The sequence below is a fragment of the Thermodesulforhabdaceae bacterium genome, from assembly GCA_037482015.1.
Taxonomy (GTDB): Bacteria; Desulfobacterota; Syntrophobacteria; order Syntrophobacterales; family Thermodesulforhabdaceae; genus JAOACS01.
Map to the genome: position 1 here is coordinate 93753 of JBBFKT010000001.1, position 21942 is coordinate 115694.

24 protein-coding genes are annotated in these 21942 nt (G+C 43.3%); 19 read left to right on the forward strand and 5 right to left on the reverse strand.

The window, feature by feature from the left end:
- Positions 1-62 precede the first annotated feature (62 nt).
- Together WHS38_00385 and WHS38_00390 are read right to left on the reverse strand one after the other, a co-directional pair.
- Positions 63-221, reverse strand: a complete 159-nt coding sequence (locus WHS38_00385) for a hypothetical protein (protein MEJ5299429.1) — start codon at positions 219-221, stop codon at positions 63-65.
- A gap of 19 nt (positions 222-240) precedes the next feature.
- The gene (locus WHS38_00390) at positions 241-1989 is read right to left on the reverse strand and encodes a putative sulfate exporter family transporter (protein ID MEJ5299430.1); all 1749 of its coding nucleotides are present in this window, start codon (positions 1987-1989) and stop codon (positions 241-243) included.
- A 195-nt stretch (positions 1990-2184) separates the two neighbouring features.
- Here WHS38_00390 and WHS38_00395 point away from each other — a divergent pair, with 195 nt between their 5' ends.
- On the forward strand, positions 2185-2808 hold the full coding sequence (locus WHS38_00395) for a MarC family protein (protein ID MEJ5299431.1): 624 nt from the start codon (positions 2185-2187) through the stop codon (positions 2806-2808).
- Between the two features lie 178 nt (positions 2809-2986).
- On the opposite strand, the gene WHS38_00400 is transcribed toward WHS38_00395, so the two are convergent.
- Positions 2987-3544 (reverse strand): hypothetical protein, encoded by a 558-nt coding sequence (locus WHS38_00400; GenBank protein ID MEJ5299432.1) that lies wholly within the window; start codon positions 3542-3544, stop codon positions 2987-2989.
- Between the two features lie 146 nt (positions 3545-3690).
- On the opposite strand from WHS38_00400, the gene WHS38_00405 reads away from it, so the two are divergent.
- A complete protein-coding gene (locus tag WHS38_00405) occupies positions 3691-4254 on the forward strand; it encodes a hypothetical protein (GenBank protein ID MEJ5299433.1) in 564 nt (187 codons plus the stop codon).
- 54 nt (positions 4255-4308) lie between these two features.
- Here WHS38_00405 and selA read toward each other — a convergent pair whose 3' ends face one another.
- Positions 4309-5733: an L-seryl-tRNA(Sec) selenium transferase gene (selA, locus tag WHS38_00410; GenBank protein ID MEJ5299434.1), complete on the reverse strand. Its 1425-nt coding sequence runs from the start codon at positions 5731-5733 to the stop codon at positions 4309-4311.
- Between the two features lie 215 nt (positions 5734-5948).
- Here selA and mfd point away from each other — a divergent pair, with 215 nt between their 5' ends.
- From mfd to rlmB, 16 genes are all read left to right on the forward strand, one after another.
- Positions 5949-9605, forward strand: coding sequence for a transcription-repair coupling factor (mfd, locus tag WHS38_00415; GenBank protein MEJ5299435.1), 3657 nt, complete (start codon positions 5949-5951; stop codon positions 9603-9605).
- Complete coding sequence (locus WHS38_00420; protein ID MEJ5299436.1) at positions 9602-10537, forward strand: SurA N-terminal domain-containing protein; 936 nt, start codon at positions 9602-9604, stop codon at positions 10535-10537. The genes mfd and WHS38_00420 overlap by 4 nt, the downstream gene beginning before the upstream one ends.
- A gap of 11 nt (positions 10538-10548) precedes the next feature.
- Positions 10549-11502 (forward strand): RodZ domain-containing protein, encoded by a 954-nt coding sequence (locus tag WHS38_00425; protein ID MEJ5299437.1) that lies wholly within the window; start codon positions 10549-10551, stop codon positions 11500-11502.
- Positions 11492-12268, forward strand: coding sequence for a DNA repair protein RecO (recO, locus tag WHS38_00430; protein ID MEJ5299438.1), 777 nt, complete (start codon positions 11492-11494; stop codon positions 12266-12268). Before WHS38_00425 ends, recO begins: the two co-directional genes overlap by 11 nt.
- Before the next feature lie 12 nt (positions 12269-12280).
- On the forward strand, positions 12281-12982 hold the full coding sequence (locus tag WHS38_00435) for a cytochrome c biogenesis protein CcdA (GenBank protein ID MEJ5299439.1): 702 nt from the start codon (positions 12281-12283) through the stop codon (positions 12980-12982).
- Positions 12983-13002: 20 nt separating this feature from the next.
- Positions 13003-13527 carry a TlpA disulfide reductase family protein gene (locus WHS38_00440; protein ID MEJ5299440.1) on the forward strand — a complete coding sequence of 175 codons (525 nt, stop codon included), beginning with the start codon at positions 13003-13005 and terminating at the stop codon, positions 13525-13527.
- A gap of 14 nt (positions 13528-13541) precedes the next feature.
- Positions 13542-14819 carry a glucose-1-phosphate adenylyltransferase gene (gene glgC / locus WHS38_00445; GenBank protein MEJ5299441.1) on the forward strand — a complete coding sequence of 426 codons (1278 nt, stop codon included), beginning with the start codon at positions 13542-13544 and terminating at the stop codon, positions 14817-14819.
- A gap of 34 nt (positions 14820-14853) precedes the next feature.
- Complete coding sequence (locus WHS38_00450; protein MEJ5299442.1) at positions 14854-15261, forward strand: bacteriohemerythrin; 408 nt, start codon at positions 14854-14856, stop codon at positions 15259-15261.
- Between the two features lie 26 nt (positions 15262-15287).
- On the forward strand, positions 15288-15587 hold the full coding sequence (locus tag WHS38_00455) for a YggT family protein (GenBank protein MEJ5299443.1): 300 nt from the start codon (positions 15288-15290) through the stop codon (positions 15585-15587).
- Positions 15588-15605: 18 nt separating this feature from the next.
- Positions 15606-15779: a Trm112 family protein gene (locus WHS38_00460; GenBank protein MEJ5299444.1), complete on the forward strand. Its 174-nt coding sequence runs from the start codon at positions 15606-15608 to the stop codon at positions 15777-15779.
- Between the two features lie 20 nt (positions 15780-15799).
- Entirely contained in the window at positions 15800-16813 is a 1014-nt protein-coding gene (gene rfaE1, locus WHS38_00465; GenBank protein ID MEJ5299445.1) for a D-glycero-beta-D-manno-heptose-7-phosphate kinase, read from the forward strand.
- Positions 16800-17336: a DUF4416 family protein gene (locus WHS38_00470; GenBank protein MEJ5299446.1), complete on the forward strand. Its 537-nt coding sequence runs from the start codon at positions 16800-16802 to the stop codon at positions 17334-17336. The genes rfaE1 and WHS38_00470 overlap by 14 nt, the downstream gene beginning before the upstream one ends.
- 17 nt (positions 17337-17353) lie before the next feature.
- The gene (locus WHS38_00475) at positions 17354-18262 is read left to right on the forward strand and encodes a YicC/YloC family endoribonuclease (protein ID MEJ5299447.1); all 909 of its coding nucleotides are present in this window, start codon (positions 17354-17356) and stop codon (positions 18260-18262) included.
- A 51-nt stretch (positions 18263-18313) separates the two neighbouring features.
- The gene (locus tag WHS38_00480) at positions 18314-18634 is read left to right on the forward strand and encodes a DUF370 domain-containing protein (protein MEJ5299448.1); all 321 of its coding nucleotides are present in this window, start codon (positions 18314-18316) and stop codon (positions 18632-18634) included.
- Positions 18634-19281, forward strand: coding sequence for a guanylate kinase (gmk, locus tag WHS38_00485; GenBank protein MEJ5299449.1), 648 nt, complete (start codon positions 18634-18636; stop codon positions 19279-19281). Before WHS38_00480 ends, gmk begins: the two co-directional genes overlap by 1 nt.
- 73 nt (positions 19282-19354) lie before the next feature.
- Complete coding sequence (rlmB, locus tag WHS38_00490) at positions 19355-20071, forward strand: 23S rRNA (guanosine(2251)-2'-O)-methyltransferase RlmB (GenBank protein MEJ5299450.1); 717 nt, start codon at positions 19355-19357, stop codon at positions 20069-20071.
- A 15-nt stretch (positions 20072-20086) separates the two neighbouring features.
- Here the strand turns inward: rlmB and WHS38_00495 are convergent, their stop codons facing one another.
- The gene (locus WHS38_00495; protein ID MEJ5299451.1) at positions 20087-20797 is read right to left on the reverse strand and encodes a YggS family pyridoxal phosphate-dependent enzyme; all 711 of its coding nucleotides are present in this window, start codon (positions 20795-20797) and stop codon (positions 20087-20089) included.
- A 317-nt stretch (positions 20798-21114) separates the two neighbouring features.
- On the opposite strand from WHS38_00495, the gene WHS38_00500 reads away from it, so the two are divergent.
- Positions 21115-21936, forward strand: a complete 822-nt coding sequence (locus WHS38_00500; protein ID MEJ5299452.1) for a purine-nucleoside phosphorylase — start codon at positions 21115-21117, stop codon at positions 21934-21936.
- Positions 21937-21942: the final 6 nt, after the last annotated feature.

Genomic DNA, 21942 nt, shown 5'->3' on the forward strand with positions numbered 1-21942 from the left:
AAACGGCGGGATGGAAGATCTTACTTCCTACCCGCCGCTTGAAATTTATAGCAACCTTAATATCAATGTTGAGCAGGGAAGAAAGTGTAGCTTACCCACACAAGAACACCAATCAGCACCACACCAAGAATTAAACTCCATGCAATGAGCTTTTTCTCTGCCGGTATAAGTGGCTCATACTCCATTGTTTTGATTTCTTCAGCAAACTTAGGATCAGCCATTTTTAAATCCCTCCCTTAATCAACCGGTTATTACCGGTGGTTTTACACCATGGAAGAAGATCCAGGAAATCAAGAGGCCTATCCAGATAATAAACCCGAAGAGGCATACGAGGTAAACTACAGCAAGACGTCCAATACCTTCTTCCCACAATTTCTTGAAGTTAGAAACAACACCTATGGTGAAGAATGTAATAAGGAAGAAAAGAACTCGGAATGCATTTGTTCCGTTAGTAGCCATTGTAGATTCTTTTACTATTTCCTTCGGACCTTTTATTTGAGCTTCCATAGCTTTTATCTGATCTTTCTTTTCTTTTATCTTAGCGGTCAATTCTTCCTGCTGAGCTGGATCGGTTATGGTGGGAAGCTTTTTCTCCATAGCGGTAATTTCTTTATTCAGGGCTTTTATTTTGTTTTCTACGGGCGTGACTTTGGGGACAACCTGAGCGGCAATAATCAGCATGATGATAAAAGTTATAGCATAGGCGAGAACGAACTTGGGAAATCGTCTCCAGATTTCGATGGCTTGAACCTGTTCGCCGGGTTTGCATTCAATGCGAGCACACCAGATGATGGCAAGAATAAACGCCCAGATGCTGATGAAAATATCGATGAAGAGCTTTGTTGTGGTGGCAGCCATCATGATCCAGCCTTCTTCGTATTTTATGCCTTGAGCGATTTCAGCTTTAGCTCGAATCAAAGCATCGGTGACTGCACCAGCGGCAAAAGCTGCTCCATCAGTTTTGACTGCAAGTCCCATCCAGGCTCCAGCTACCATGGGTTCTTTATAAAGGAAAATCTGGGCAAGGAATGGGAGAATAAGGAGTTCCACCACGGCGAAAATCACCACGAGAGACGATACCATGATGGGAACTACAGGTCTTGCCTTTATGGCACCTCCTGTCGCAATGGCAGCAGATACACCGCATATAGATATACCGGAAGCTAAAGGTGCCGCCCATTCTCTGTTGAACTTAAAGTATTTTCTAGAGATAAAGTAAACCAAAGCCCAGTAGATAAGATAAGCTTCAATTATTGCGCAGAATCCTCGGAATAGAACAGCAGATGCAAGCCCGAAAGCCTGAGCGGACTTTAAACCGAGAAGAGCTCCCATGAGCCCGATTCCGGTCTTGATGTAGAGTTCGGGTCTTACTGCTTCTTTAATGAAATTAGCAAAACCGGGAAGGAAATTGCCAATGATAAGTCCAGCGATGAGGGCTATGATGAAGCCAGCTTCTCCCGTGAGCTTTAACGACCAGGGGACACCAGCCTTTTGAGCATTGGTTGCGGCTAGATAAGCGTTGTGACCCAGTAACCAGCATCCGTAACTTATCCAGAAAACGAAGGTAAAACCAATGATAAACTTCCCAATGTTGGCTCTGAGAAATGCAGCAGCAATGGTTAGAATTGCGAGCATAAAAAGAAAAGTCAAAACAAGGGAGACAAATCCTGAAATACCGGGCTTTTCGTAAGTGTCTCCAACCTTCAGGGCGGAGGCATCTTTAACCGTTATGGTTTCTTCTTTACCGTCGGCTTTTTTGATGGTCACTTTGTTGCCGTCGATTTTGGTGATTTGACCCTTTACGGGCAAGAAGGAACTGGAAACAGGGGTGATAGCTTTGGAAATATTTGTCCACTCCTTTGTGGACACTGCCCATCCAAAGATATCTAATCCGGTGTAGGACAGTAGAGAAATACTAAAGATAACAATTGCAAGCAAGAAAGCTAACCAATCCTCTCCAATAATTTCTCGTTTCTCCTCTCCACTCATAATTCATTCCTCCTTGTAAGTTGTGAAAGTTAATGCACATATAAACAACGAGAAACCCCCAGTTAAAAACGCAATCAATATAATAAAATTGCGAAATTGAATATTCAAGCCCCAACAATCACAAGCCGGTTATAAATTTGTTTTTTACCGACAAGATTTGTTATAAAAAAACAATGTTCGAGGGAGGCTTAACAAGTGGACAATTGGGAGTATTTTCTTAAGTCTTTTATATCTCTTCTCGTTATTATGGATCCTTTGGGAAACCTTCCTTTGTTTTTGAGTTTTACCGCTGACTATGATTCGACGGCTAGAACTCAAACGGCGATGTGGTCTGCCATCTTCGCAGCAGTTATTCTCATCATTTTCTGTCTAGGCGGTGAAAAGGTTTTGTCTTTTTTTGGCATCTCTATTCCGGCTTTCCAGATAACGGGGGGAGTGATCTTTTTTCTTTACGCTCTTCAAATGCTCCAGCTCCTGCCAAGTGGTATGAAAACCACTTCTGAAGAAGAACAGGAGACCATGGAAAAGGAAAACATTGCTCTTGTTCCCATGGGGATCCCATTTATTGCAGGTCCTGGAGCTATAACCGATGTGCTTTTATGGCGTCAGATGGCAAAAGACTTAGCGCAACTTTTTCTGCTCATAGGAGCCATCTTTTTGGCTTCTTTGGTGATCTACCTAGGCCTTAGATTTAGTATTACCATAAGCAGATTTCTTGGATATAGCGGCATAAGAGCAATTTCAAGACTGATGGGGCTTCTTCTTGCTGCTATGGCTGTTCAGTTTATCGCTCAGGGTGTTCAGGCTATCATCAAATAAAAAAGCTAACCGGTGGGGCTAGGCCGGTTAGCTACACGAGGAGGAAAGGGTTGTTCTTTCTCGTTTACTAATTTTAGCAGCAAATATAATGCCAAGTCTGAAGTTGTCAGTCTAATGTTGAGATTTCTTCATCCCAATGTATTGACAACCTGAAAATTTGATGAGATTTAAGTCATAATCAGGACATATCACGACACACTACGACATTTCCAGACTGCGCCCCCAGAATTTTCGCTGAAACATGATTATAAAGCCAGGAAATAACCGCCAACCCAATAAGTAATTCTTGTCCCACAACCTTCAAAATAAGGCTTTTGGCATCAGCGCCGAGTTTTCGCTCAATGTTGGGACAAAGGAAATGGACGCAAAAATAATGACGGGCTTTAAGAAGACAACCCCTTTCACCAAGAAATAGACAATGACCTAGGTAAAAGGGCGATGATGGTAGTTCACATCCCATTAAAACATTAACTGTAAGAGTTTCAACGTCATACCACAGTGCTACCTCTGGAGCACAACAACTTCCTTTGGGAGATTTACCGCAAAGAGCACATTCATCCCATACGCCGAATTCTTTCATCGCTTTGGCAGTGTCATCTATGGCAGACTCATATTCTCTGATTAGATTTCGGAATTCTTCCTGATAAGAAGTGGAAGTATTTCTCAGAAAACAAGCTATTTCCTGGGCTTTAAGCCATCGATTTTTTACTTCTTCAATCAACTCTTTTTCATCCATTTATTTTGCTCCCGCTTTTGATGTGTGATTTTAGAAACTGAACGTTTTAAGTTTTTGACTTTTTCTATAAACTTTGTCTAGATAGTTTCGTTGCTAATCATATTGTTTTCGTGAAGCGATCCAGAAACCTAAAGGGAGGGTTACAAATGTCGCATCATTTGGTAAGCTATCGGGTATCTGGTATTAATCGTGAACTCCTTAAAAAAGTTGGGATTATAGGGGCTGTCGTTGTTGTGATAGCCGTAGCCGTGTTCCTTGCCATACCGACAAAGTATTATTTTTGCTTAAAAGATGGACGCTTGGGACTTTACGTAGGACGCATCGGCTGGTTTGATGCTCTGAAAGATAAATCATTTGAGCCAGTATATTTTGGCAAGGAAAAAGATCCAGAACTTCAAGCTTTGCTAAATCAACGTTTTAAGACTCGTGATGAAGCTTTGGAAGCTTTGCGCCCTGTGGCTCTCCATAGAATCCACCGCCATATTGGAGCTCTTGCAGAGATCGAAAAAACGCTTTTTGAACAGTATCAGGTCCTTTTAGGTGAGTATCTTGCGGCGCATCAGGCTGGAGTTAAAGGATTTGAAATTCCCATCGAGGCTCTTCAGACCTGGCTGGAAATGTATGAAAATCGTGAAAGTTTCAAGAAAATCTGTGAGCAAAGCGGGGTAAAACCTGAAAAACCAGTTCCTTCCCAGAAAGCTTCCCACTAATTTTTTAATGGGAAACGTTAGCGCAAGAGCTATAGGATCTCTGTAGCACTTGCGCTAATTTTTTTCTGTTTGCTGAATCCATTCTTTCCATGCCGCCAGGATAAATTCGTCATCACCCTTTTGCAGAGTTCTTATGTCTATGATCAGCCGATCTTCATCTATGCGGGCTATTATAGGTGGGTCGAATCTGCGAAAGAATTCTTCCAGTAACTGGGGAGCTTTTTCGCTGGAACGAATACTTACAGCCCAGGATGGGAGATCCACTTCAGGAAGGGAACCTCCTCCCGTTCGGGCTGTGCTTGGGATTGCTAAAACTTCCCAAGAATTACCAGATACGAACGCCCTTAATTTTTCTGCCAGTTCTATAGCTCGACGTTCTATCTCTTCTTGCGGCGTAGCAATCATCTTCAAAGTAGGCACGCGTTCAAAAGCCTTTTGTTCGTCATAGTAAAGTCGCAGGGTTGCTTCTAGTGCTGCAAGGGTCAGCTTGTCCACTCGAAGTGCTCTGGTTAAAGGGTTTTTCTTGAGCCGTTCAATAAGATCCTTTCGCCCCACGATTATTCCTGCCTGAGGTCCTCCAAGTAGCTTATCCCCGCTGAAGGTTACAATGTCCATTCCTTTCTGGAGTTCTCCCTTAACGGTGGGTTCCCCTTTAAGCCCAAATCTGGAAAGATCTACAAAACAGCCGCTTCCCATATCTTCCAGCGCAAGAAGTCCTCGGCTGTGAGCAAACTTTGCAAGTTCTTCCGCATCCACTTCGTGAGTAAAGCCGATGATCCTGTAGTTACTCTTGTGCACTTTCATCAAGGCTACAGTAGAATCACTGATGGCTTGTTCGTAATCACGCAGGTGAGTTCTATTAGTGCAACCGATTTCTCTAAGAATAGCTCCGCTCATTGCCATAACTTCTGGAATTCTGAAAGAGCCGCCAATTTCCACGAGTTCCCCTCGGGATATGATCACCTCTTTGCCTCTGGCGAGAGTATTTAGAACAAGAAGCACAGCCCCCGCATTATTGTTAACCACCAAAGCACCTTCAGCACCGGTAATGTCCCGAAGAAGACGTTCCGCATGAACGTATCTTGAACCCCTTTTACCCTGCTCAAGATCATATTCAAGCGTGCTATAGGATCGAGCGACTCGCTCCATCGCTTCGATTGCCTCTTCCGGAAGAATAGACCGTCCTAAATTGGTGTGGACAATCACGCCAGTAGCATTAACGACGGGTTTTAGGGTTGAGCTGGAAAGAATGTGTGCAGTCTTCAGGATTTTATTAACAAGATCTTCATCTGTGGAGGGATCTACCCCCATTTCCATAATTTTCCTTCGTTCTTCATCAATCACTGTTCTAGCTGCTTCAGTAATTATCTTTCTTGGGAAAATCAAATTTAAAGCCACAATTTTAGGGTTTTCTATTAGCACGTGGATGCTGGGAAGTTGTCTAAGTTTTTGCTGAATATTTTCACTAATTTTGCCCATTTCTTCACCTTTTCAAAATTATGCAAATGATGTAAAGCTAGCATTGAAAAAAAGAGTGATTGCAAGGCTATTCTTATCCTGTAACTTACAAATGGTGTCAAGTGGTTGGGGTGGGGGAGTTCGGGAACCACTTCTTATTATGTGATTTCAGGATAGTATTGCGGTCTTCACAGGATTGATCTTTGAGACAGAATGCGGGAGGTAAATGTCTGATCATGCTGACATGTTCTAAGGGTAATTTTGATCTTATTCGTAAACCGTCCTCTTCTGGTGGACTCAATTATGTTACTTCGCTTATTTCTGAAGGACATCGTTATATATCTATACACCATGTCATAAGACCGGTCTTTTCCTACATTGTTGGTTACCTTGCTCACAAGTTCCCGAAAACTATGCTAATAGCCGTTGCACCCACCGATCGGGAAGCTCGAACTGTTTACCAAGAACTTGCCTTTTTTATGGGGCTTGATGTTGACAAAAGCAGGACCGACCCTTTTGAGAAAAAACTCCTTCTGCTTCCGTCCAGAAGTCTTGTTAAAAGATCTTTAGAAGATACCGTTTTTTCTAAGAGCGAAAGAATACAGACTCTTGCTAGGTTGGTTTGGACTTTAGAACCCGGTGTTTTAGTAACATCGGCGGTTTCTCTCCTTGATCGATTGCCTCCTAAAGATGTTCTCGAAAGATCAACCTTACACATCCGGGTTGGTGAACTTATCCCGGAAGACTTTGCCGAAAAACTTCTAAGCTGGGGATATCTGGATGTGAAACTCGTTGAAGTCCCGGGAGACTTCAGTGTTCGTCGAGACATTATCGATTGCTTTGTCCCCCTTTATCCTTCGCCGGTTCGAATTGAACTCTGGGGACGAGAAGTTGAATCTATTCGGCTTTTTAATCCGTCCAGCCAGAGATCCTTTGGTGAATTGAGCGAAGTATTTTTTGTCCCTTCGGGAGAAGTGGTTCTTGATAAGGAAGCAAAAAGTCGGCTGGAACAACAACTTATTAAAGACGTGCAGGAAGGTTTGGTGGATTCATCGGATGTGACGCGATGGATAAGAAATATATCCAGAGGGGAGATTACAGACTGGGAGAGATTTATAGGGGTAGTTTATAACAAGACGGAACTTCTGCACGATTATCTTCCCCCGGAATCCCTGTGGATTTGGTTTGACACTGACAGAGCCTTTAGCGAAATGACCGATCGATACCACGCCGAATTAGCATCCAAGACGGATGCATCAAAATCCAGCCAATGGTTTCAGCCTCCAGAACGGCGAATTGAACATCCTGATGTCGTTATCGAAAAATCGAGAAAGGAGCGGGCGATCTGGTGTGATGATTTCCGAGTTACCTTAGAGTCGAAACATTTCTCACATCTACAAGCTAGCGAAAAAGTTCCTACAGTTGTTCTAGCTACAAGAAGTCTGAAGAATCTCCGTGATGAAATAGCTTCCGAGGAGACCCGGCAGGATGGTTCTCCTTCTTTCATGGAGTGTTTTGCTAGAAAACTTTCCAGTTGGCAGGATGAAAGCCACCGAATTGTTATCGTTTGTGCCCATATTCATCAGTGTGAACGACTCAAAAAAGTTTTGGAACGTTATGGCATTCCAGCCAGAGTAATTACGGGTTTCTTTTCATACAAAGATTTGGATCTGTGGGATAGTGGAAGCCTTCGACAGATACTGATATTTGCCGGATCTCTGGAAGATGGTTTTCTCCTGCCCGAAGAACATATTGCTGTAGTAGCAGAAAAGGAGCTTTTTGGGGGAGTTCCTGTCCGCCGAAGCAGACCATCTTTGAAAGGACTGGCTCTAAGTTCTTTCCAGGATCTTTCTGAAGGGGATTTTGTGGTTCATGTTCAGCATGGAATTGGTATCTACCGAGGGTTAGCTCATTTGAAGGTGGGTGATATCGAGAGCGACTTTCTCGTCATAGAGTATGAGGGAGGGGACAAGCTGTATGTGCCTGTGGACAGACTCCGAAGAGTCCAAAAGTATATCGGTTCTGAGGAAGGCCCTCCCCGCATAGATAGACTCGGGGGCACTCGATGGGAAACTCTCAAAAGAAAGGCTAAAGAATCGGCTGAAAGAGTTGCGGAAGAGTTGCTGCGCATTTATGCCCTGAGACAAGTAAAGGAGGGATATCCCTTTTCACCACCCGATGAAATTTATCGAGAATTTGAAGCGACTTTCCCTTTTGAAGAAACCCCTGATCAACTCAAAGCCATAGAAGATGTCATAAACGACATGATGTTACCACGCCCTATGGATCGGCTTATCTGTGGGGATGTGGGATTTGGAAAAACGGAAGTCGCTCTTAGAGCTGCCTTCAAGGCTTTTCTGGATCATAAACAGGTGGCGATTCTAGTTCCAACAACGGTGCTTGCTGAACAGCATTACCGCACTTTTTTGGAGCGTTTTACTAGATTTGGTGCTAAAGTAGAAATGTTGAGTCGATTTAGAAGCCATGCTCAACAGAAAAAGATTATCGAAGATATTCGAACGGGAAAAATAGACATTGTTATTGGCACTCACCGACTACTTCAAGATGATGTGCAGTTTGCAAATCTCGGTCTGGTTATTATCGATGAAGAACATCGTTTTGGAGTAAAACACAAAGAGAAGCTCAAGCAGCTAAGAGTTTCTGTGGATGTTTTGACTCTCACCGCAACCCCCATACCTCGCACTCTTCATATGGCTCTTTCCGGTGTCAGGGAGATGTCGGTCATTGAAACTCCACCGGCTGATAGGAAGGCTATAGAAACTTACGTTGTTGAATTTGACGGGGGGATAATCCGCGGAGCGATACTGAAGGAGTTGGAAAGAAAGGGGCAGGTGTTTTTTGTTCACAACGTGGTTCAGACCATAGAGTCTGTTGCTAACAGGATTAGAGAACTGGTTCCTGAGGCGAGAGTGGCAGTGGCTCACGGTCAAATGCCTGAACGGGAGCTGGAAAAAGTGATGTTAAGCTTCGTTCGTAAAGAGATTGATGTTCTAGTCTGCACGACTATCATAGAATCAGGGTTAGACATTCCAAGTGCTAATACCATTATTATTAATGACGCTCATCGCCTTGGGCTTGCTCAGATGTATCAGTTAAGGGGTCGAGTGGGGCGGTCTGGAGAACAGGCTTATGCTTATCTTGTGGTGCCAAGAGAAGAACTCCTTTCACAGGAAGCGAAGAAACGTTTGATGACTCTCGTGGATTTCAGCAGTTTGGGTAGCGGATTTAAAATAGCTCTGAACGATTTGCAAATTCGAGGCGGTGGAGCTATTCTCGGTTCAGCCCAATCAGGACACATCGAAGCCGTTGGGTATGAACTCTACCTTGAACTTGTCCAGGAGATGATCAAAAAACTCAAAAACGAAGCTGTAGAGGAAGACTACGACCCAGAGATAAAAATCCCCGTATCGGCTTTTATTCCAGAGACTTACATGCCCGATTCTCGCCAACGACTTCTTGCCTATAAAAAGCTGGCTTCAGCTGCTTCTTCTGAAGAGATTAATGAGATTGTGAGAGAATGGAGAGATCGTTACGGATCCCTACCACCAGAGACCAGGTTTCTTGTGCTTTCAGCAAAAATTCGCCTTTTTATGAGGAAACTCAAAATCTTAAGAGCCGAAAACATTTCCGAAGGTTGGAAATTGACCTTCGTTCGTTCGGAAAATTGTGATCGTTTGAAAGAATTTTTTGCTTTGCAAGGCATTGTGGCTTTGACTTCTAATGATCCAAGTGCTGTAATAGTGCCGGTTAGGACTCCCGATATTTTTGATAGATTGGTAATATTGAAAAAATATCTTGCAGGCATAGTGGCAAGTGATGAAATGGAAGAAAGCGAGGAAGAAGATAAAGTCCTAGAAAGGCGAAAAAAATGAGAACAAAGTTTTTCTTCTTTGCTGTATTTTTTGTTGTGTTTTTTTCAGTGGCATCGGTTGGGAGAAGTTTTGCTGAAAATGTTGACCGCATCGTTGCGGTTGTAAATGATGATATCATTCTTTACAGTGACGTTCGGAAAAAGGTGAAAGAGATCAAGGATAAAATTCGTTCTGCTCTTCCTGTTCCTGAATCTGAACTGGAACGCCAGATACTGGATCAGATGGTCGAAGAAAAGCTGATACAGCAGGAGATGAAAAGGTTGAAAATCAATGTAGATGATCAGAGTGTAGAAAGAGCTATAGAAAAAATTAAGAAAGATCAGGGACTTACGGATGACCAGTTTTTTGCCATGATTCAGAAGGAAGGGTTTACACTGGAGGAGTTTAAGAAGACTATTCGAAAGGAACTTGAGAGGGCTACCCTGATTGAAAAGGTCTTTCAGTCTAAAACGATAATAACCGACGCTGACATAGATCAGTATGTAAAAAAGCATCCTGAAGAATCCGTTCCAAGAGCTAAACTGTCGGTTATCTTTATTCCAAAAAACTCTGGAATATCGGGAGAAGAACTGTTGAAGAGAATAAAATCGGGAGCGGATTTTTACGAGCTAGCTAAAAAATATTCTAAAGGTCCTAATGCATCTGAAGGTGGAAGGGTAGGCTGGGTAAATGTTAGAGATCTTGCCGGGAAACTCCAAGAAGTGGTTATAAATCTTCCACCGGGGCAGATTTCTCCTGTCCTTTCTTCCGATGCTGGCGATTTTATCGTAAAGGTTGAAGAAAAGACGGTTGAAAGTGTAGCGCTTAATCCTTCGGATCCTAAGGAGCGAGAAAAGATCCGTAGAATGCTTATGCAAAGAGAAATAGAAACAAAATTCAAAGATTGGATGAAGAACTTGAGGGAAAAGGCTTACATAAGAGTTTCTCTCTAAAGGTGGGGAAGATGACAGAGGAACAAAATTTGAGTTCGCCAAAGGATATTGGGGCGTATCTTAAAAGATGCCGGGAAGAAAAGGGCATATCGCTTTTATATATTTCAGAAACAACGAAAATTTCTCCCCAGCTTCTTAGAGCTATCGAAGAAGGGCAGTGGGAGAAGCTTTATTCATCTTTTTTCCTGATTAATTTTCTAAAGGCTTATTGCAAGGTAATAGGGGAGCCTTATGAACCGATTGTTAGGTTTGGGAAAAGGTTTTTTCTACCTATAGAAAAACAAAAAGCAGAGCGATACAAAAGTCTCCTTGTTCAACGGGCACCTATTTTCCCTAACCGTGGAAAGGTTATGTTTTACCTTTCGGTCGTTGCCATTTCGCTCCTTATGCTTGTGGGGGGACTTTTTCTCTCAAACAGGACCAATGAAGTAAAACAGATCCAAATGTCCGAAAAAGTTGAAAATCCGGTCGATGTGCCCCAAGAAGTTGTAAAAGTTTTAAAAGATCATTCCCCTGTGAGGAACTCTTCGGAATCAAAGGATTCTGGAACCAGCATTCAAGAGCCGGAAAAAACCCAGTTAGCTTCTTCTGCATCGGGAAAACAGCAAGGAACTTCTCTTACAACTTCCGCCCCACTTGTAAATATTGCTGGAATAGACCCTAAGCAGAAGGCTGTTGAAGCTGGAGTGTCTTTGAACGTCCATAGGCTGGTTATAGAAGCCACAGATGAAACCTGGGTTAAGGTGTGGATAGATAATAACGATACTCCCGTCAGCAGGCTTTTGGCTGACAGCGAAAGAATTGAATTTGAAGTTAAGGAACGAGCGAAAGTAAAAATAGGTAATGCTGCCGCAGCCAGAATTATCTGGGATGATAAGACTTACGAAAAACTTGGAAAGAAAGGACGAACTATAATAGTTAATCTTCCCAAAATACCGAAGTCTTCTGAAAAACATGCTCGCTGATGCCACCAAACTAATTTCGGAAAAACCGACAGCCATAATAATTACTGTTAAGCAACTGGGAGAAGCAGATCTTCTGGTCTTTTTTCTGGATCAGCTTGGAGTCCTTCGGCGTGCTGTTGCAAAAAACGCTCGCAGAAGCATGAAACGGTTCCTTAACTGTCTAGAACCGCTCAGCGTAGTTAGTCTTTCCTATGAGCAAGGACGCTCAGGTGTTTTTCTTAAAGAGGCTCAGCTTCAGGAAGGATTTTATGTTTTCAGAGAAGACCCCATAATTATGGGGTTGGGCAAGCTTATAGAAGAACTTCTTATGGCTTTCCTTCCAGAAAATGATCCTCACGAAGAAAGTTTTAATCTTACGATGCGGGCTCTAAACAATATCTCGGTACGAAAGATGGATCCCTTGCTTGTTATAGTCTTATGGATTCTTCGTCTAATGACCCTTACAGGTTATGCCCCTTTGTTCGATCGTTGTGATCTTTGTGGAGTAAGCCTGGACAAGAAAAAACGCTGGGTATGGCAGTTGGAACCTCTTCGTTGTGTCTGCGCTGATCATTATCTTACAGGGAGTTTTAAATGGGAGTGGGATGTGGAAGTGTTAATGTTTCTTCGATCCGTTAGAACTCTACCACTTGATCGAATATGGAGGTTACGACTTTCTTCAACAAAGCTAATGGCTCTTTTCAGAAATATCTGTTGCTGGTGCGAAACTATTCTGCAGGCGGAAATTAAGAGTTATCGTTGGTTGGAACGACTGATGACAAAATAAGGATGATATCTTATGGACTGGGGGTTAATCCAGCTTCAGAACTGGTTTATGAACTGGTCGGTTGCCGCTTTAGCTGTAGCCTTTGGCGGGGGAATTATCGCCAGCTTTACTCCATGCATATATCCGGTCCTTCCGATTGTTGTTTCCTATTTGGGATATCAGTCGGCCAAGAGAGGCAGGAGAGTCTTTATACTTGCCTTTATTTACGTTATGGGACTTGCTAGTACCTACGGGATGCTCGGTGTTGTGGCGATCCTTTCTGGGAAAGTTTTCGGGTTTTGGGCAGGAAGCAAATGGCTTTACATATTTGTAGGAAATGTGTGCCTCGTTGCCGCCTTTGTAATGCTTGAATGGATTAAGCTTCCGAACTTTTTCAACCGATCTTTAGTGTCTGTTTCGTCCAGAGAAGGATTGTCGGGAGCTTTCTTTATGGGGGCGGCATCTGCCCTTGTGATGGGACCATGCACTACCCCAATTTTCGGAGCCGTCCTGTCTGCTGCGACGGTGAGTGAAAATCCATTACAAGGGATGTTAATCATTTTTAGTTTTTCTCTGGGTATTGGGTTACCCATACTTGTATTCGGAACATTTACGGGGTTTATGGCGTCTTTGCCAAAGTCGGGACCCTGGCTTGTTAAGGTGCAAAAAATATGTGGAATTGTTATGCTTGCTCTCGCCCAATACTTTTTCGTAAAAGCTGGAACACTCTGGTAAGGAAAGGATTTGGGTAGAGAATGACTAGAGGTAAAATATTGGCTTTTATAGTTGGCTTGATTGTTGGTATTTTTAGCCTGATGTGGTTTACTACACCAAGGTTTCAGGAAATTGACCTTGGCAAAAAGCTTCTTCACGAAGGCGACCCTGCCCCCGATTTTTCCTTGCCATCGATTTTAGATGGTAGAACAGTCTCATTGTCAGATTTTCGAAATTCAAAGACCGTTCTAATATATTTTTGGGCTACCTGGTGCCCCTCATGTCTTGAAGTTCGACCGGCAGTAAAGGCTATTAAAGAAAGGGTGTCAAATGATAGGCTTGAAGTGATCGCCATAAATATTGGAGCTGGGGATACGCCTGAATCTATACGTAAATTTGAGCGACTTCACCCTCTGAATGTGCCCGTCCTTTTTGATAAAGAAGGAAAGGTGAGCCTGACCTACGGTGTGCGAGGTGTGCCGTTCTTTGTTATCATAAATCCAGAGGGTAAAATTACTTATCAAGGGCATGAACTGCCCCAGGAAATCGAAAGGTATCTGATGTGAGAAGGGTTACATTTATGAAGGACGTTATCGCTGTTATCATGGCAGGAGGACGAGGTGAGCGGCTGAGGCCTCTTACAGAAGACCGCTGCAAACCCGCTGTTCCTTTCGGTGGAATCTATCGTTTGATAGATATTCCGCTCAGTAATTGTGTAAATTCAGGCATTTACAGAATTCTTGTCTTTCCTCAATACAAATCCCAATCACTTGTGGAGCACCTTGAAGATGGTTGGAGCCATCTTTTTTCCAGGCCTTTTGGTCATTACATGAGAATAGTAGCTCCCCAACAACGTTTTGGCGAACGATGGTATATGGGCACGGCAGATTCTGTTCGCCAGAATATATCGCTTATCAGTAGAGAAAGATCGGAACATGTTTTGATCCTTTCCGGTGATCATGTCTATAAGATGGATTATGCGGCATTTCGAGCTTATCACGAAGAAAAAGAAGCAGATATTACTATTGGGCTTTTTGAAGTGCCGAGAGATTCGGGCCGCGAATTTGGTATTGCTCAAGTTGACGATGACTTTCGAATTATAGACTTTGAAGAAAAGCCGGCAGATCCAAAGCCCATCCCTGATGATCCGGAGCACGCTCTGGCATCAATGGGAATATATATTTTCCGATTTTCGATTTTAGAAAAGCTTTTGACAGAATCAGACGCTGAAGACTTCGGAAAACATATTATTCCGCAGGCTATTCATCGGTTTAGAGTTTATGCCTATCCCTATCGTCGCTTGAATAGTATCAAAGATTATGTCTATCAGGTAGATCCTGCCGATGGCACAAGGCGTTTGGTGCTTGTGGATAGAACTAGAGATTCGGCTTACTGGCGCGATGTGGGCACCCTGGATGCTTACTGGAATGCCAACATGGATCTTACCGGCATCGAACCCTTTTTCAATCTTTACGGACAACTTTGGCCTATCAGAACTTTCTATAAACCCTACCCACCGGTAAAGTTTGTCTTCAGTGAGCGCAATCAGTTTCCCCAGAGGCTTGGAGCGGCCTTTGACTCGATAGTTTCTCCTGGATGCATCATAAGCGGAGGTATCGTTCGTTCTTCGGTTCTGTCATACAACGTTTTTGTGCACAGCTATGCAGAGGTTGATGAGTCGGTCATTCTCGACAACGTGGAAATAGGGCGATACTGCCGAATAAAAAAAGCTATCATAGATAAAGACAACAAAATACCACCGGGAACACAAATTGGCATAAATCCACTTGAAGACAGAGAGAGATTTCATGTAACTCAACGTGGAATTGTGGTGGTTCCCAGGGGGTATTTCCGTTGAATGATTTCTTAAAGAAGGAGGAAATTTTAGCACAATGCCTATTGTTCGCTGGGATGACAGCTTTAGCGTGGGGATTGCTGAAATAGATGCTCAGCATAAGCGACTTGTTGAGATGATTAACGAACTATACGATGCTATGCGGCAGAGAAAAGGAAAAGATGTTCTTTCCGAAATTCTTGATGGAATGATGAGTTATGCGGCGGTGCATTTTGCTACCGAAGAAAAATATTTTGTGCAGTATTTTTATCCCGAAACTGAAAGTCATAGAAAAGAGCATAGAGATTTCAAGAAGAAAGCTGATGAATTCAAGAAACGATTTGAATCGAACGAAATTGGGGTTGCCGGCGAAGTGGTAGATTTTCTGGCTACGTGGTTGAAAAGTCACATAAAAGGATCAGACAAAAAATATGGTCCTTTCCTGAACGAAAAAGGCCTTCGGTAGTTTAAAAAACGGGAAGGAGAAAAGAGATGTTTGTTGCTAGCAGGTTGATTGAAGGACTTGCGGTGGTTATTCAGATTGTGCTGAATGTTTATTTTTGGATCATCATAATCCGGGCGCTCCTTTCGTGGGTAAATCCAGATCCTTACAACCCCATTGTGAGAACTCTTTACAGTATTACTGACCCTTTATTAAACGCTATCAGACGTAGAGTTCCCTTATCAGTAGGTCCAGTAGATCTTACACCGCTTATTCTTATTCTTGTGATCTACTTTCTCCAGGTGTTTCTTGTGGGAACTCTGCACGATCTTGCCTGGAAGCTAAGATAAGAAAAAGGGAGAAATGGCATGAGCATTTCAAAAGAACTTTTAGAAATTTTAGCTTGTCCTAAGTGTAAATCTTCCGTCGAATTAGATGAAAACCGACAGGGGCTTATTTGCAAATCCTGTAAGCTTCTCTATGAAATAAGAGATGGTATCCCCATTATGCTGATAGACGAAGCAAAGCCCATTTCTGAGTAGTTTTGAGAAAGATTCAGAAAATGTTGAAGATTCGCAGAAAACTTCTTGATAGTCTGGACAGGTTTTCGTCGGCCAAAGTTTTAGTTATCGGTGACGTTATGCTGGATGTGTTCCTCTGGGGAACAGTTAATAGAATTTCTCCAGAAGCTCCGGTTCCTGTGGTTGACATAAAACGGGAAACTTACCATCTGGGCGGAGCCGCTAATGTGGCTCATAATATATCGGCTCTTGGGGGAAGAGCTTTTCTCTGTGGAAGAATTGGTAACGATTCATCGGGAAAAGAGTTACTAAACCTACTTAAAGAAAAAGATATTGATGCGTCGGGTGTTTTTGTGTGTCCCGAATCTATTACGACGGTAAAAACGAGAGTTATCGCTCATAGTCAGCAGGTTGTCCGGTTTGATCGAGAAGTAAGAACGCCCTTGAAAGACAGAATACTGGCTCAGGTAGTTAATTTTCTCGAATCGGTTGAAAAGCCTGATTTGATTATCGTCTCAGATTATGCCAAGGGCGTTATTACGGATGTTCTCATGGATAAAGTTAAGATTATATCTAAACAGATGAATATACCTTTGGTTGTGGATCCCAAGGTCTCGAACAAACATCTTTACCGTGGTGTTACTGTCCTCACGCCAAACCAGAGCGAAGCTGTTCAAATGGCTGGTTACAGCGCTACTAATTCAGAAGCGGATCTTGCCACCGTCGCTTCTGCTATCATAAAAGAGCTGGAGTGTAAGTTTTTGCTAGTAACTAGGGGTTCCGAGGGAATGACTTTGTTTGATGATGACTGCAAGCCTATTCATATTCCGGCATGCGCAAGGAAGGTGTTTGACGTTACAGGCGCCGGGGACACCGTTGTTGCTCTGCTGGCTCTCGGTATGGTTGCTGGACTGTCAATCCATGAAGCCGCTTATCTTGCTAATGTAGCCGCAGGGTTTGTGGTTGGCGAAGTGGGAACAGCCGTCATAACTCCCCAACAGCTAAGAGCGCTTCTTAACGACGATCAACTCGAGTTCCGCTATGAGCGTCCCTAAGCCGCCTCTCCCTTCAAAGCTTTTCGTAGGACTTCTTTTCTCTGATCTGCAAAAAGCCCATGAAGCCGTTAAAAAACTTTGTGATCGCTTTGGAAGTTTGGATCTAGCGACGTGCCCCAGGATCTTCACAGAAAGTAACTATTACGAGCGGGAAATGGGGCAGCCTATATTTAGAATGTTTCTGAGTTTTCAACATCTTGTGGATCCACAGGAGATTGTTGAAATCAAACTATTCACGAATGATCTGGAGCTTTCTCTGGCTCGAGATGGTCATCGAGTAGTTAATATCGATCCCGGGCTACTTTCTGAAGAACGTCTTATTCTTGCCACAGGGAAAAACTACACTCACAGAATTTACCTTAGAAACGGCATTTATGCCGACCTTACCCTTATATATCGGCGGGGAGCATACCAGCCTCTTGAATGGACTTACCCCGACTACAAAAATCCCTTTCTGCTTCATCTTTTGAGTATCCTGAGGCGTAAGCTTATTGCGTCGAGAAAAGGAACAATCCCTTCCTGAAGAAAGGAATTTAGACCATGATTGTAAGCATGACCGGTATTAGTCGCCATAATGTGTCTGAAGAAGGCTATATTGTGACTTGCGAAGTTAAGTCCCTTAACAGCAAGTATCTTGATTTGAATGTGAAGCTTCCGCGAAAGGTGAACATCTGCGAAGAAGAAATTAGGTCTCTAGTTCGATCAAAGTGCCGAAGAGGAAGAATAGACCTCTTTGTTAACGTTGAAGCCGTTGAAAAACCTAGAAATATACCTTCTATCGATCCTAACGCTTTTCGCATGTATTGGAACGAACTTGTCTTTCTGTCCAAGATAATCCCTGATCTTCAGCATCCAACTATTAGCGATGTGTTATCAATACCTTACATTTTTAGTGCCCCCACGATGGAATCCCTTGAAGATTTGGAAAAGGAGGAAAAGCTTCTATGTTCAATCGTTCTGAAAGCTTGTGAAGAAGCCTTGGAAAAGCTTGGGGCAATGAAACGACGCGAAGGTGAACTACTTGAAGCTGTTTGCCAAAAACATCTTAGCATAATTGAATCTATTCTGAACAGTATAGAATCCAGAAAAAGCGAAGTCTTGCTGGCTATGAGAGATCGCATGAGAGAGCGAGTATCTCAACTTCTTGCTGATTTATCCGTTAAAGTTGATGAACATCTCATTCTTCAGGAGATTGCGATCCTTGCCGATAGAACGGATATTTCCGAAGAACTTGCGCGGCTTCGGGCTCATGTTAACCATTTTCGCACTATCGCATTTTCCAATTCAACTCCAGCAGACGGTAAACAACTGGATTTTATCGTCCAGGAGATGCATCGTGAAGCCAATACCATAGGATCTAAATCGGCTGATCTTGCTATTTCAGAATTTGTTGTGACATTAAAAACAGAAATTGCAAAATTGAGAGAACAGGTTCAAAATATTGAATGAAGGGGCTGTTTGGGCTTGTTAAACAGATTTTTTGGTCAGTTTGGGGGGTTTATGGATATTAAATTGCTTAATATAGGGTTTGGTAACTCCGTTGTGGCAAATCGGATAATTGCTATTGTCTCTCCGGCGTCGGCGCCGATGAAAAGGCTAAAAGAAGACGCTAAGCAAAACAATCGACTCATTGATGCCACCATGGGAAGAAAAACGAGAGCCATAATCATCACTGATAGTAACCATGTCATTCTTTGTGGAGTTCAGCCAGAAACCATTGCACAGAGACTTATGGCAGAACACGACGTTAAAGAAATTAGCCTTATTTCTGCCGGATCAGGTGGTAGAAAGTCGCATGATACGGATATGGACGAGGAGTGATGGAGCAGAGAGGATCTCTTTTCATCGTTTCGGCTCCATCTGGTGCCGGTAAAACCACCATTTTAAAGGAAGTCCGCCTTAGACTTCCCGATCTTAAATTTTCGATCTCATACACCACTCGCCCGCCTCGTTATGGAGAGGAACACGGTAAGGATTATTTTTTCGTTTCCAGAGAAGAATTCCTTAAGGGTATTGAAGACAGTCGCTTTGTCGAATGGGCTTACGTCCACGGAAACTATTATGGAACCGACAGAAACATGATTGAAAACTGGATCGCTAATGGTCAGGATGTGATCCTGGATATAGATGTTCAGGGAGCACGTGAAATCAAATGCCAATATCCCCAGTCGGTCACTGTCTTTATTTTACCGCCATCGTGGCGCGAACTGGAAAGAAGACTTCGCCTTAGGGGCACCGACTCTTCGGATGTGATTGAAAGGCGCCTTCAGAATGCGGTAAAGGAAATCGAAGAATCTTTCTGGTATGATTATCTAATAGTAAACGACGAAGTGTCGAAGGCGGCAAGCCAGCTTATGGCTATTATTACATCTTTCAGATGCCGCACCAGCAGACAGTTTGGTTTCCTAAAACGTATTTTTTCTGACCTTAAAGATTACTCCAGTAACGTCAAAGGATCTTCTCCCTAGCATGTGTCCTTCAGGTGAGTAATTACGGTGAAAACCCGGATTTATTCTTTGTCTGCAAAATGAGGTTGTTTAAATGTGGATTTCTGGAGTGCATGTTGTTAAAGAAGTGCTTAGCAAAAAGCCCCATCTGGCTATTGAGGTTGTCTTTTGCCGCAAGGACAGCGCGGTAATGGAGATTGTTGATCAAGCCAGAGTTTGCGGACTTGCTGTAAAAGAACTGAGCCGCGCGGATCTAAATCAAATTGTTGGTTATCGACAACACCAAGGAATTGCTTTGAAAATTAAAGCTTTTCCTTATGCGGATTTTGATGATTTGCTGGATCAGCCGCCTGAAAATATTTCCCCTCTTGTGCTGCTAGATGAAATTGAAGATCCTCAAAACTTCGGGTCTATCCTTAGAAGTGCCGCTTTTTTTGGCTCTGGTGGAATCATCATCCCAGAGCATAGATCTGTTTCGGTTACAGATGCGGTAAGCCGGGTTTCAGCAGGGGCCATCTCTATGGTTTCTGTTGTAAGAGTCCCCAATCTTGTTCGTGCCATGAAAGCTCTTTCAGACAGAGGATTTACTATTGTTGGGCTGGATGCTCACGCCGAGCTTTCAATATATGATTCTGAACTCCTCCATCCTGTTGCTCTTGTCGTGGGAAATGAACATCGAGGCATGAGACGACTCGTAAGAGAACACTGTCATCGCATTGTAAAGATTCCAGCTAGAGGTGAAATGGAATCTCTAAATGCCGCAGTTGCAACGGCTGTGGCTCTGGCTGAAGTGCTTCGCCAGAATTCCTGACATATTGCAACTGACTTACTGCGATGGTTTTCTTTCGCCAAATAGCGCTGTTCCTATTCTGACCATGGTGGCTCCTTCTTCAATTGCCACTTCAAAGTCGTGACTCATGCCCATAGAAAGTTCCGTGAGTTGTTCGGGAGTTCGAGAGAAAAGACGTAGTTGCTCAAGAAGTTCTCTTGTTTTGCGAAAGAAAGGTCGCACCATTTCAGGATTTTCAAAAAAGGGTGGAATTACCATAAGCCCTTTTACCAGAATTCCCTCGAAGACTGATATGGTTTCGTAAAAGCTTCTGAGTTCCTCCGGTATTATCCCGCTTTTTGTTGGTTCTTTTCCTATGTTGACTTCAATTAGCACCGGAAGAGGTTCAGTTCTTAGGTTTAGCGAAGCTTTGTCCAGCTTCTGAGCAAGTTCGATTCTGTCCACCGTTTGAATCCAGTCGAAAAGTTCCACGGCAGCTTTAGCTTTGTTTGTTTGCAAATGACCGATAAAGTGCCAGGTAAGCCCAATATCCTTTAGCACAGCTTTTTTAGTTTTAGCTTCCTGGACGTAGTTCTCGCCAAGATGTTTTAGTCCGCTTATAGCGGCTTCACGAATTCTATCTGGGGGCATCGTTTTTCCTACCCCGATTAGAGTTACCGAGGATGTTTCACGCGAAACACGCTTGCAGGCAAGTTCAATACGATTCAAAATTGCTTTGAGGTTTTTCCCAACCTCCGTTTCTACCATATTTACTCCCTACATAGATTTAGAAAAGCTGGGTGGTTATTAATTTTTTCTCTGTGTTCTCTGTATCCCTGTGGTTAGTCATACCTTAAGTTGTTTCCTCTCTCCCTACCCCCGGAAAGGTCTTCCGGATAGGGGGAGCCTGTAATTTCATCCAATAACAAGAATTTTTGAACACCCTCCTTCGTTCATTGACAAAACCTTTTATCTTCGTCTATCAAAGAGTCACTCTGAAGCGAATCCAGATTATTTCATCGCTTCGGGATGACTGTATAGGGAAGCCATAGAAAAATATCACGGTAAGCAACGGGGAGCAAACAGTGTTTGAGGCATACAAAAAGGTCGAAGAAGCGAAGGCTTTTATTCTTAAGAAGATTTCATCTGTTCCCGAAGTTGCTATTATACTCGGAACAGGTCTTGGGGAAATTGCGGAAGTAATGGAACGCGAAGCCATAATTCCTTATGAACGTATTCCGCACTTTCCCGTTTCGACCGTTGAGGGGCATCAGGGACGAATGATAGTAGGGCGCTTCGAGGGAACACCGGTAATAGCTCTCCAGGGACGGTTTCATCTTTACGAAGGCTATGATGCAAAGGATATCGCATTCCCCATCCGAACTTTAAAGAGCCTTGGAGTGAATGTGCTTATCATATCCAACGCTGCCGGAGGACTTAACCCTCTTTTTGAACCCGGAGATCTAATGCTTATTGTGGATCACATAAATTTTACAGGCAGGAATCCACTTATAGGACCTAATCTGGAAACCTGGGGACCTCGCTTTCCCGACATGACGGAGCCTTACAGCAAGAGACTTCGAGCGATTGCGAAGGCGGTAGCACGGGAGCATAAAATACCGCTTAGAGAAGGAGTCTATATCGGAGTTACGGGTCCCAGTATGGAAACGGCCGCAGAAACTCGCATGTTTCGCCTCCTGGGAGCTGACGCTGTGGGAATGTCCACTGTTATAGAGGTTATTGCTGCTGTTCACCTTGGCATGGAAGTTCTTGCTATATCTGTTATTACCAATGTTAATCGCCCAGATTGCTATGAACCTGTCCCGCTGGAAAAAGTGATTGCTCAGGCAAGTAGCACGGCTCCGACTTTGCTAAAACTTATTTCACTTGTTTTGAAACGACTTTAGAGATAG

Bases quoted from the DNA above. Each gene is read 5' to 3' on its own strand.
- WHS38_00385 (MEJ5299429.1), bottom strand. From the start codon at position 221: ATGGCTGATCCTAAGTTTGCTGAAGAAATCAAAACAATGGAGTATGAG.
- WHS38_00390 (MEJ5299430.1), bottom strand. From the start codon at position 1,989: ATGAGTGGAGAGGAGAAACGAGAAATTATTGGAGAGGATTGGTTAGCT.
- WHS38_00400 (MEJ5299432.1), bottom strand. From the start codon at position 3,544: ATGGATGAAAAAGAGTTGATTGAAGAAGTAAAAAATCGATGGCTTAAA.
- WHS38_00405 (MEJ5299433.1), top strand. From the start codon at position 3,691: ATGTCGCATCATTTGGTAAGCTATCGGGTATCTGGTATTAATCGTGAA.
- selA (MEJ5299434.1), bottom strand. From the start codon at position 5,733: ATGGGCAAAATTAGTGAAAATATTCAGCAAAAACTTAGACAACTTCCC.
- mfd (MEJ5299435.1), top strand. From the start codon at position 5,949: ATGCTGACATGTTCTAAGGGTAATTTTGATCTTATTCGTAAACCGTCC.
- WHS38_00420 (MEJ5299436.1), top strand. From the start codon at position 9,602: ATGAGAACAAAGTTTTTCTTCTTTGCTGTATTTTTTGTTGTGTTTTTT.
- WHS38_00425 (MEJ5299437.1), top strand. From the start codon at position 10,549: ATGACAGAGGAACAAAATTTGAGTTCGCCAAAGGATATTGGGGCGTAT.
- recO (MEJ5299438.1), top strand. From the start codon at position 11,492: ATGCTCGCTGATGCCACCAAACTAATTTCGGAAAAACCGACAGCCATA.
- WHS38_00435 (MEJ5299439.1), top strand. From the start codon at position 12,281: ATGGACTGGGGGTTAATCCAGCTTCAGAACTGGTTTATGAACTGGTCG.
- WHS38_00440 (MEJ5299440.1), top strand. From the start codon at position 13,003: ATGACTAGAGGTAAAATATTGGCTTTTATAGTTGGCTTGATTGTTGGT.
- glgC (MEJ5299441.1), top strand. From the start codon at position 13,542: ATGAAGGACGTTATCGCTGTTATCATGGCAGGAGGACGAGGTGAGCGG.
- WHS38_00450 (MEJ5299442.1), top strand. From the start codon at position 14,854: ATGCCTATTGTTCGCTGGGATGACAGCTTTAGCGTGGGGATTGCTGAA.
- WHS38_00455 (MEJ5299443.1), top strand. From the start codon at position 15,288: ATGTTTGTTGCTAGCAGGTTGATTGAAGGACTTGCGGTGGTTATTCAG.
- WHS38_00460 (MEJ5299444.1), top strand. From the start codon at position 15,606: ATGAGCATTTCAAAAGAACTTTTAGAAATTTTAGCTTGTCCTAAGTGT.
- rfaE1 (MEJ5299445.1), top strand. From the start codon at position 15,800: ATGTTGAAGATTCGCAGAAAACTTCTTGATAGTCTGGACAGGTTTTCG.
- WHS38_00470 (MEJ5299446.1), top strand. From the start codon at position 16,800: ATGAGCGTCCCTAAGCCGCCTCTCCCTTCAAAGCTTTTCGTAGGACTT.
- WHS38_00475 (MEJ5299447.1), top strand. From the start codon at position 17,354: ATGATTGTAAGCATGACCGGTATTAGTCGCCATAATGTGTCTGAAGAA.
- WHS38_00480 (MEJ5299448.1), top strand. From the start codon at position 18,314: ATGGATATTAAATTGCTTAATATAGGGTTTGGTAACTCCGTTGTGGCA.
- gmk (MEJ5299449.1), top strand. From the start codon at position 18,634: ATGGAGCAGAGAGGATCTCTTTTCATCGTTTCGGCTCCATCTGGTGCC.
- rlmB (MEJ5299450.1), top strand. From the start codon at position 19,355: ATGTGGATTTCTGGAGTGCATGTTGTTAAAGAAGTGCTTAGCAAAAAG.
- WHS38_00495 (MEJ5299451.1), bottom strand. From the start codon at position 20,797: ATGGTAGAAACGGAGGTTGGGAAAAACCTCAAAGCAATTTTGAATCGT.